The 9385-nt window shown below is 60.1% G+C and carries 9 protein-coding genes; 8 read left to right on the top strand and 1 reads right to left on the bottom strand.

Going from position 1 to position 9385, the window contains the following annotated elements; all coding sequences use genetic code 11:
- Positions 1–230: 230 nt before the first annotated feature.
- From HB376_RS31445 to HB376_RS31410, 8 genes are all read left to right on the top strand, one after another.
- Positions 231–626 carry a VOC family protein gene (locus HB376_RS31445; RefSeq protein WP_213767571.1) on the top strand — a complete coding sequence of 132 codons (396 nt, stop codon included), beginning with the start codon at positions 231–233 and terminating at the stop codon, positions 624–626.
- A 41-nt stretch (positions 627–667) separates the two neighbouring features.
- The gene (locus HB376_RS31440; protein ID WP_213767570.1) at positions 668–1300 is read left to right on the top strand and encodes a twin-arginine translocation signal domain-containing protein; all 633 of its coding nucleotides are present in this window, start codon (positions 668–670) and stop codon (positions 1298–1300) included.
- A gap of 45 nt (positions 1301–1345) precedes the next feature.
- Positions 1346–2914, top strand: a complete 1569-nt coding sequence (locus HB376_RS31435) for a GMC family oxidoreductase (protein WP_213767569.1) — start codon at positions 1346–1348, stop codon at positions 2912–2914.
- A gap of 75 nt (positions 2915–2989) precedes the next feature.
- Complete coding sequence (locus tag HB376_RS31430) at positions 2990–3313, top strand: ribbon-helix-helix domain-containing protein (RefSeq protein ID WP_213767568.1); 324 nt, start codon at positions 2990–2992, stop codon at positions 3311–3313.
- 84 nt (positions 3314–3397) lie between these two features.
- Positions 3398–3682: a c-type cytochrome gene (locus HB376_RS31425; RefSeq protein ID WP_213767576.1), complete on the top strand. Its 285-nt coding sequence runs from the start codon at positions 3398–3400 to the stop codon at positions 3680–3682.
- Positions 3683–4907: 1225 nt separating this feature from the next.
- The gene (locus HB376_RS31420; protein ID WP_213767567.1) at positions 4908–6341 is read left to right on the top strand and encodes an MFS transporter; all 1434 of its coding nucleotides are present in this window, start codon (positions 4908–4910) and stop codon (positions 6339–6341) included.
- A 42-nt stretch (positions 6342–6383) separates the two neighbouring features.
- Positions 6384–7583, top strand: a complete 1200-nt coding sequence (locus HB376_RS31415; protein WP_213767566.1) for a CoA transferase — start codon at positions 6384–6386, stop codon at positions 7581–7583.
- Positions 7584–7585: 2 nt separating this feature from the next.
- Positions 7586–8410, top strand: a complete 825-nt coding sequence (locus HB376_RS31410; RefSeq protein WP_213767565.1) for a citryl-CoA lyase — start codon at positions 7586–7588, stop codon at positions 8408–8410.
- On the opposite strand, the gene HB376_RS31405 is transcribed toward HB376_RS31410, so the two are convergent.
- Positions 8398–9162 (bottom strand): IclR family transcriptional regulator, encoded by a 765-nt coding sequence (locus tag HB376_RS31405; protein ID WP_255631659.1) that lies wholly within the window; start codon positions 9160–9162, stop codon positions 8398–8400. The two genes, HB376_RS31410 and HB376_RS31405, sit on opposite strands and share 13 nt — an antisense overlap.
- Between the last annotated feature and the right edge of the window lie 223 nt (positions 9163–9385).

Raw genomic sequence — 9385 nt, 5'->3', positions numbered from 1 at the left:
GGAACCGACCAACCCGGCATTGACCCCGCCCACTAACCCCAGAACCGACCACCCCAGCATCGACCCCACCCACCACAGCAAAACCCCTCAAACCCCGTCCACCGGCGCGAGCGAAAACCCTCCCCTCTAGGTGTTTAACCCGACGAAACCAAGCCCCAGTAATAACCCGCTATTACCCGCTTTTGTGTCAACGTTGCATACTGAAGCGACGTTATGACACGAGTTCCGGCATGACCAAATTCCTTCACCTCATGATTCGCGTTGAATCGCTGGATCGCTCCATTGCGTTCTATCAAAACGCGTTCGGCATGCGCGAGTCGCACCGCCTTGACTTCGATACCTTCACGCTCGTTTACCTCCGCGATCCCGACACCGGCGCTGAGATCGAACTCACGCTGAACAAAGGCACAACCGAGCCCTACACGCATGGCACAGGCTACGGACACGTGGCATTCGCCGTCGACGATATCGAAACATTCCGCGACCGCCTGCTAACCCAAGGCCTACAACCAGGCGACCTGAAGTCGCTGACCCACAACGGCGCCATCGCCGCACGCTTTTTCTTCATCACCGATCCCGATGGCTACAAGATCGAAGTGTTATCCAGGGAGGGGCACTACGTATGAACTGACGTTGGCGCGGTACACAATATAAAAGGAGACAAATCATGCCCAAGGCAATCCCCATTGCCGTAGTCGTCGCCGAGACCTTCACCGGATCGACTGGCGACACGATCCCCGCTGTATCGTCTGCGCGCGTGAGCCGCAGGCACTTCCTCCAAGGTTCCGTCGTCCTGACTGGTTTGCTCGCGGCCGGCACCCCGATCGCCCTGCTGGCGCCAAGCCGCGCCTGGGCGGTGGAACTGAGCCATATCGATCAGAACCAGGCCGACGCCATCATGGTGCTCGCACGCACGCTCTATCCGCACAAGACGCTGCCGGACGCGGTCTACGCGCTTGCGGTCAAGGACGTGGACGCAAAAGCCACCGACCCGAAGACTGTCGATGTCATCAAGACCGGCGTGGCGAAACTGAACGATGCCGCGTCCGGTAAATGGAACGACACCGCAAGCCTCTCGGACGCGCAGCGAACCGCCATTGTCGAAGCCAATCAGACCGATCCGTTCGTCCTGCTCGTGCGGGGCCAGTGCGTCACCTCGCTCTACAACAACGAGATGGCGTTTGCCCATTTCGGTTACGAAGGTGAAGCGTTCAGCAAGGGTGGCTACGTGTATCGCGGCTTCAACGACCTGACCTGGCTGCCCAATCCGCCCGCCGACGCAAGTCCGCCGGTTGCCTGATAGTCGGGATAGCGGCGCACATCTGATACTGCCGAGGAGGCAAGCATGGCTAAGTTCGACTACAACGACGACTCCGTTGTCGTGATCGTCGGTTCGGGCGCGGGCGGCGGGACGCTCGCGAACGAGTTATGTCAGAAAGGGGTGAAAGTGGTCGTGCTGGAGGCCGGCAAGCGCCAGTCGTCAGCCACGTTCATCAACGATGAATGGAAGTCCTTCGGGCAACTCGCCTGGACCGACAAACGCACCACGTCCGGTAACTGGCGCGTTGCCAAGGACTTCCCGGAGCTGCCCGCATGGATCTGCAAGACGGTCGGCGGTACCACCACGCACTGGGCGGGCGCGTCGCTGCGGATTCACGAGCATGAGTTCAAGGCGCGTACAACTTACGGTTCCATCGATCAGGCGAACCTGCTCGACTGGCCTATCACGCTCGCCGATCTCCAACCCTACTATGCACGCGCCGAAGACAAGATGGGCGTCACGCGCACGAACAACATTCCGGGTCTGCCGGGCAACAACAACTTCAAGATCATGTACGACGGCGCAACGAAGGTCGGCTACAAGAACTGCAGTACCGGCCACATGGCGATCAACAGCCGGCCGCGCGCTGGGCGTGGCCGTTGCATGCAACTCGGCTTCTGTTTCCAGGGCTGCAAGTCAGGCGCGAAATGGTCGACGCTCTATACCGAGATTCCCGCAGGCGAAGCCACGGGCAGGCTCGAATTGCGGCCGGAGTCGCATGTGATGCGTATCGAGACGAACGCCGCCGGGAAAGCGAGCAGCGTGGTCTACATGGATGCCGACGGCAAGCAACAGCGTCAGCGCGCACGGGTGGTATGCGTCGCGGGAAACTCGATAGAAACACCGCGCCTGTTGTTGCTCTCGGAATCATCGAAGCATCCGAACGGGCTCGCGAACAGCTCGGGCCAGGTGGGCCGCAATTACATGCGGCACACGACGGGCTCGGTATTCGGCGTGTTCAAGGAGCCCGTGCATTTTTATCGTGGCACGGTGATGGCAGGCATTATCACGGACGAAGCTGAATTCAATCCGAAGCGCGGTTTTGCGGGCGGCTATGAAATGGAAACCATCTCGCTCGGCCTGCCGTTCGCCGCCGCGTTCTTCGATCCGGGCGCGTGGGGGTCGGACTTTACGTACTATATGGATAACTACGCAAATACCGCGGGCATGTGGATTGTCGGCGAGGACATGCCGCGTGAAACCAACCGCGTCACGCTGAATCATGACGTGAAGGATCAGGTCGGGTTGCCGGTGGCGAACGTCCATTACGACGATCATCCGAATGACATCGCCATGCGCGATCATGCGTTCAAGCAAGGCGAAGCAATCTACGCGGCAGCCGGGGCAGTGAAAACGCTGCGCACGCCGCCCTACCCGTCCACGCACAATCTGGGCACCTGCCGGATGAGTGCGAAAGCGAGTGATGGCGTCTGCAACAAGCACGGCCAGACCTTCGATGTGCCGAACCTGTTTATCTCGGATGGCAGTCAGTTCACCACGAGCGCGGCCGAAAATCCGACGCTGACTATTGTGACACTGGCGATCCGGCAATCGGATTACATCGCGGACCAGATGAAACGCCGTAACATCTAGAGGCTTGCCAAAGTAAACGCGGGAGCCGCAGGAACCGCCGCCCGGCGGTTCCTTCTTCATTGTGAGGAGTTGTCCATGTGCAGGATCTACGCTCAAACCGACCCGATTCTCTATGAATGCCGCGCGCGCTCGGTGCGCATCAGCGGCGTGACGACAACCATCCGGCTGGAAAACCTGTTCTGGCAGACCTTGTCCGAACTCGCCGCCGACAACGACATGACGACCAACCAGCTGATCGCGAAGTTGCATGAGGAGATCACGCAGCATCTGGGCGAAACGACGAATTTTGCGTCGTTCCTGCGCGTCACCTGTCTTCGATATCAAGGGCTGAGGGCGAATGCATCGATGGATTTTCGCAGCCACGTGGCAGCGACGGCGACTGACAAGGTGGCGAGCTGACCGATGATAAAACCGATGACCGGACGTGCAGGGGTGAAATGGTTTTGGGGCGTGTTGTTCGCGGCGTTTGTGCTGCCGGTACAGATGGCGCATGCCGCCCCGGACGCGGCGGCTGCCTTATCGATCGTGCAGAAGAACAACTGTCTCTCCTGTCATGCCGTGGATTCGCAGGTCGTCGGGCCGGCGTATCGAGAGATCGCGAAGAAGTATCACGGGGACGCTACGGCGCCCGACAAGCTGTTCGCTAAGGTCCGCAATGGTGGGGCTTTCGTTTGGGGAGAAGTCCCTATGCCGGCGAACCCTGGTATTAGCGACGCCGACTTGCGTACCGTTATCGCGTGGATTCTTGCTGGCGCGCCCGATCATTGAGAAGTGGTTTTTCGCTCGCGCCGGTGGACGGGATTGGTCGGTTTTTGGGGATGGTCGTGGGCGGGCGGTGCTGGGGTGGTGGGTTCTGGGGTTAGCGGTTGGGGTTTATGCCGGGGTGGTCGGTTCTGGGTTAGTGGTCGGGGTTAATGCCGGGTTGGTGCTTTCGGCCTTAGCGGTCTGCGAGAGTCGGATTTTCTCTTTATCACTGTTAGCCACTGTGCGTGGCGGCACGTCATTTCTTTGTCCAAAGCGACAAAGAAACGAAGCAAAGAAAACGCTTTCAACCACGCTACCCTAAGTGTCCACAGCGTGCAGTTTGTATTCATAGGTGCCCCAAAAGCACGGTGCTCGCCAGAACCACGGATGTGTGAACCCCTCTTTCTCCGAACACGGATACCCACACGCTTCGCCACCAGTGACTGAATCTGCCCAAGGAGCACTCCGCGCTATCCGCGGACGACCAACCACCGAATTTGTACACACCTCGAACCACGTCGCCAACCCGCCAAGAAACGATGCTGCAGAATGCGTAAGGCCGTAACCGACGAAAATAGCTATACAGAACGCGCAGCCAATTCACAAAAACTGAAAGCAGTAAACACAAACACGCATGAAGCTGTGGCCTATGAATACGGTCGCACAGACCAGGTGGCTAACCCATCAAAAAACCGCAGCCGTAAATACCCGTAGGGCCGTGCGGGTTCCTTGGCAATGGTGCTTGCCCGAGAGCGTACGGGGCGAAGCGTGTTCGTGTCAGGATTCGCGAGAAGGAGGGTTTCACACATCCTTCGCTCTGGCGAGCACCGTGCTTTTGGGGCACCCATGAATGAAAACTGCACGCTGTGGACACTTAGGGTAGCGTGGTTTAAAAGCGTTTTCTTTGCTTCGTTTCTTTGTCGCTTTGGACAAAGAAATGACGTGCCGCCACGCACAGTGGCTAATAGTGATAAAGAGAAAATCCGACTCTCGCAGACCACCACGGCCGAAAGCACCAACCCGGCATAGACCCCGACCGCTAACCCCAGAACCGACCACCCAACCACTGACCCCAACCACTACCCCCAAAACCCAGCACCCCGCCCCCGCCCGCGGCATTCCTCCCCTGTCTAGGTAAAACCCCTGATTTCCCACGACCTCCTCACGCACTATCCTCGCGCCATCAACAAACAGAACGACGTTCTACCAGACAGAACAACACAAAGCACGACGCCCATAGGAGGGTTCCATGGCAAGCCTGCCAATCGACGCGGCACACAGGTCGCCTAATTCAAGCGCCAGCGCGGGCGCCACAACATTCGGCGTCAACGCCCGCATCGACCGGCTACCGGCAACGCGGTCCATCTGGATGCTGGTGTTCCTGCTGTCCATCGGCGGCTGGTTCGAATTCTACGACCTGTTTTTCACCGCCTACGTGGGCCCGGGCCTCGTCAAAAGCGGCCTCTATTCCACGACGACAGCGTCCTTCTTCGGCGTCTCGGGACTCGCCGCGTTCGTGGCGGCGTCATTTGCGGGCTTGTTCATCGGCACGTTCTTCCTCGCAGGCCTCGCCGATAAATACGGCCGCCGCACGGTCTTCACCGTCTCGCTGCTCTGGTATTCGGCAGCAACGCTGATCATGGCGCTGCAGACCACCGCGCCCGAAATCAACCTGTGGCGGCTGATTGCAGGCATTGGCGTAGGCGTGGAGCTTGTCACCATCGATACCTACGTCAGCGAGCTCGTCCCCAAACATCTGCGCGGCCGCGCATTCGCGTTCGTGCACCTCGTTCAATATTCAGCGGTGCCCTCGGTCGCGTTTCTGGCGTGGTGGCTGGTGCCGCAAAAGCCGTTCGGCCTGGACGGATGGCGGTGGGTCGTGATCATCGGCGCACTGGGTGCGATCGTGGTCTGGGCGATCCGCCGGCGCGTACCTGAAAGTCCCCGTTGGCTCGCGCAACAAGGCCGCACGGCGGAAGCGGAGAAGGTTTTGCAGGCAATCGAGGCAAAGGTCGCGGCGCAATACGGACGCGCGTTGCCGACGCCCGTTGCAACGGTCGAACCAGCCACGACGAAGGCCGCGTTCAGCGAAATCTGGCAGCCGCCGTATCGCAAACGCGCGATCACCATGCTTGTCTTCAATTTCTTCCAGGCAATCGGGTTCTACGGCTTTGCGTCCTGGGTGCCGACGCTGCTCGTCTCCAAAGGCGTCACGATCACGCACAGCCTGCTGTATTCGTTTGTCATCGCGATCTCGAATCCGTTTGGACCGCTGATCGGGATGGCGATTGCGGACCGGATTGAACGGAAAACGCTGATCGTGTTGTCCGCGTTCGGGATCGTGGTGTTCGGTAGCTTGTTCGCCACCCAGACATCGCCGGTCATGCTGATGATCCTCGGCGTGCTGATCACGCTCTGCGGCACCTTGCTTTCCGTCGGGTATCACGCGTATCAAACCGAGCTTTTCCCCACGCGCCTGCGTGCCCGCGCCGTGGGTTTGGTGTATTCCATCTCGCGTCTTTCAGCCATGTTTTCCGGCTTCATGATCGCGTTCGCGCTGCGCCACTTCGAAGTGACCGGCGTGTTCGCCTTGATCAGCGTGTCGATGGTGATGGTGATGGGCGCAATCGGCATCTTCGGGCCGCGTACCAACAATCGCAATCTCGATGAAATTTCGCAATGACGTCTTGCATCGGCTTTTTAGCTTTGAACATGAGGTTTTGACATGACGCTTCCGTTAACCGGCGTGCGGGTGCTGGATCTATCGAATGTGCTGGCCGGGCCGTTCTGCGCGTATCAACTCGCGTTGCTCGGTGCCGAAGTAATCAAGGTCGAGCACCCGGAAGGCGGCGATCTGGCAAGGCGTCTCGGCGCCGATAAAGACGCGTCCGCGCGCGACATGGGTGCGTCGTTCGTGGCTGTCAATGCGGGCAAGCAGTCGATCACGCTGAACCTGAAAGATGCGCGCGGCAAGGAGATCCTGCGCTCGCTCGTCAAGACGGCGGATGTCCTCGTGGAGAACTTCCGGCCCGGCGTGATGACGCGGCTGGACCTGGGCTACGAGGCCTTGAGCGAGATCAATCCAAAGCTCGTTTATTGCGCGATCTCCGGTTTTGGTAAGGATGGCGAATTTTCCAAGCGGCCGGCTTACGATCAGATCATCCAGGGAATTTCCGGCGTAATGAGCGTAACGGGCGATGCCGACAGCGCGCCTCTACGCGTGGGTTATCCGGTCTCGGATACGGTCGGCGGCCTGACTGCGGCATTCGGCATTTGCGCGGCGTTGGTCGATGCCCGCGCGAATGGACGCGGCCGGATGCTCGATGTATCGATGCTCGAAGCCACGCTCTCGACCATGGGCTGGGTCGTGTCGAATTACCTGAACGCCGGCGTCACCCCCGCGCCGATGGGCAACGAAAACTTCACGGCGGCTCCCTCGGGCACGTTCAAAACGGGCGATGGTTTGCTGAACATCGCGGCAAACGAAACGAAGCAGTTCGTGAGTTTGTGCACGCTGATCGGCCGCCCGGATCTCCCCGATGACCCGCGCTTTTCCGAGCGCAACACGCGCAAGGTGAATCGCGCGGCGCTGAAGGTGGAAATTGAAGCAGCGTTGGCGACAGACAGCGCGATGAATTGGGATGCGAAGTTTACCGAGGCCGGCGTGCCGGCTGGACGCGTGATGTCGGTGCCGGAAATCCTCGCGCATCCGCATCTGGTATCGCGTGAATTCGTGCGCGAATTCAACAGCGACGACGCCACGACCCGGCAGCGCGTCACCCGAGCGGGTTTCCGTTTTTCCGATGCGGACACCGCACCCTCCACCCCCGCGCCCGCGCTGTCCGCCAACACGCGCGAGCATCTTGCCACGCTCGGTTTCGACGACACACAGATCGACGAACTGCGCGCCGAAGGAGTGATCTGACCATGACGCAAGCTTTTGACGCCGCCACGCTCGCCGCGGATTACTGGAGCACGTCGATCATCGATATCCATCCGGGATCGATCAACGTGCGCGGCTTTCCGATTCAGGAGCTGATCGGCGCAGTCAGTTTCCCGCAGATGATCTGGCTGATGCTGCGCGGCGAGTTACCGGATAAAGCGCAGGCGAGCTTGTTTGAAGCGGCGCTCGTGGCGTCGGTGGATCATGGCCCGCACGCGCCGTCCATCGCGATCTCACGCATGGCGACGAGTTGCGGTTTGCCGTTGAATGGCGCGATGGCGTCGGCCATCAATGCGCTCGACGATGTCCACGGCGGCGCGGGCCAGCAAGCGGTCGAGCTATACGATTCGATCGTCGCGCTCGGAGACGCGGGCGTGGCTTCAGGCGATGCCATCGCGCAAGGCGTGGATGCGTTCATCGAAACGAAGGGCAAGTATTTGCCGGGCTTCGGGCATCGCTTTCATCCCGTCGATCCACGTGCGGTCAAGCTGCTGGCTTTAGTCGATGCCAGCGTCGAGCAAGGCGCAATCAGCGGACGATATGCGGCGGTTGCACGCGGTATTGAAGCGTTGTTGAAGCAGCGGAAAAACAAGCCCGTGCCGATGAACATCGACGGCGCGACGGCCGTCATCTACGCGGAACTCGGCTTCGCGCCGGAGTTGGCGCGCGGGGTGTTCTGCCTATCGCGTGCGGTCGGGATCCTGTCGCATGCGTGGGAACAGCGCGGGCGCAACGAGCGCAATAAAGGTCCGATGCCGCGTCAGATGGCCTACACATACACCGGCAAGCCCGAGCGTCATTTGACTTGAACGTTGGCTGCGTGCCGTTGCGCATTGCGCAACGCGCGCGCGTCGCCGCCGAGCGCATCGGTCGCACGGGCGGCGCAATCGAACAACGCGCCAATGTTGCGCGCCACGAACGCCTGATCGATTCGTGAGCTCGGACCCGCGAGCGTCAACACGCCACGCACGGTCTGGCGCACGCCAAAGACGGGCATCGAAACACCGGCTGTCTCGCGGTCGCGCTCGCCCATGGAAACACAGTAGAAGTCGTCGCGAATGCGCTGGAACACTTCGCCTTCCGCGCCGCCGAACGCAAGCAACGCCAACCCGCCCGAACCGCTTTCCAGCGGCAGGACATCGCCCTCGCGAACGTGGTAACGCACGGCATGCGTCGAATCCACGCGATGCAAACACACGCGCACCGCTTCGTCACGCACATAGAACGACACGCTTTCACCGCTGATTTCAGCAAGTTCGCGCATCAACGGAACGAGGATATCGCCGAGATTCAAACTGCGTTGATACAACGCGCCGAGCATGAAGGTGGCAGCGCCGAGCTGATAGCGGCCGTCGTCGAGACGCAGTAGCAAGCGGTGCTGGATCAGCGCGCCCGCGAGACGAAGCAATGTGCTTTTGTAGAGCCCGGTACGCGCCGCCAACTCAGCGAGTGTCAGCGACTCATCGTCCGGCCTGAATGCGAACAGGATCGCGCAAGCACGGTCGATGACGGCAACGCCTTCGCTCTCTTTCGGGCCAGGTTTGATCTCGGGCGTTTGCATGGTTAAGTGACGTGAGCGACATACGCGACGCATCTCGTCTTGTGTTTGTATCGAAGGGGAAATTTTACGCGATGCAGGGCGCGTCTCATACGGTTCATATCGGAGGCTGAAAACCCCCTTCTCTGCGGAACCTGTTTTGATGAATTTCAAAGGCGCCTCGATCGGGCGACGGCAGATGGCAAATTCGCGTGGGCGTGGCGGGGCAGATTGTTAGTTGCTTTTT

The sequence above is a fragment of the Caballeronia sp. dw_19 genome (genome assembly GCF_018449515.1).
Lineage (GTDB): Bacteria > Pseudomonadota > Gammaproteobacteria > Burkholderiales > Burkholderiaceae > Caballeronia.
This window is presented reverse-complemented; position numbering and strand designations above follow the sequence as displayed.

Coding starts and splice junctions, on each gene's coding strand:
- HB376_RS31445 (WP_213767571.1), top strand. CDS start 231: ATGACCAAATTCCTTCACCTCATGATTCGCGTTGAATCGCTGGATCGC.
- HB376_RS31440 (WP_213767570.1), top strand. CDS start 668: ATGCCCAAGGCAATCCCCATTGCCGTAGTCGTCGCCGAGACCTTCACC.
- HB376_RS31435 (WP_213767569.1), top strand. CDS start 1,346: ATGGCTAAGTTCGACTACAACGACGACTCCGTTGTCGTGATCGTCGGT.
- HB376_RS31430 (WP_213767568.1), top strand. CDS start 2,990: ATGTGCAGGATCTACGCTCAAACCGACCCGATTCTCTATGAATGCCGC.
- HB376_RS31425 (WP_213767576.1), top strand. CDS start 3,398: ATGGCGCATGCCGCCCCGGACGCGGCGGCTGCCTTATCGATCGTGCAG.
- HB376_RS31420 (WP_213767567.1), top strand. CDS start 4,908: ATGGCAAGCCTGCCAATCGACGCGGCACACAGGTCGCCTAATTCAAGC.
- HB376_RS31415 (WP_213767566.1), top strand. CDS start 6,384: ATGACGCTTCCGTTAACCGGCGTGCGGGTGCTGGATCTATCGAATGTG.
- HB376_RS31410 (WP_213767565.1), top strand. CDS start 7,586: ATGACGCAAGCTTTTGACGCCGCCACGCTCGCCGCGGATTACTGGAGC.
- HB376_RS31405 (WP_255631659.1), bottom strand. CDS start 9,162: ATGCAAACGCCCGAGATCAAACCTGGCCCGAAAGAGAGCGAAGGCGTT.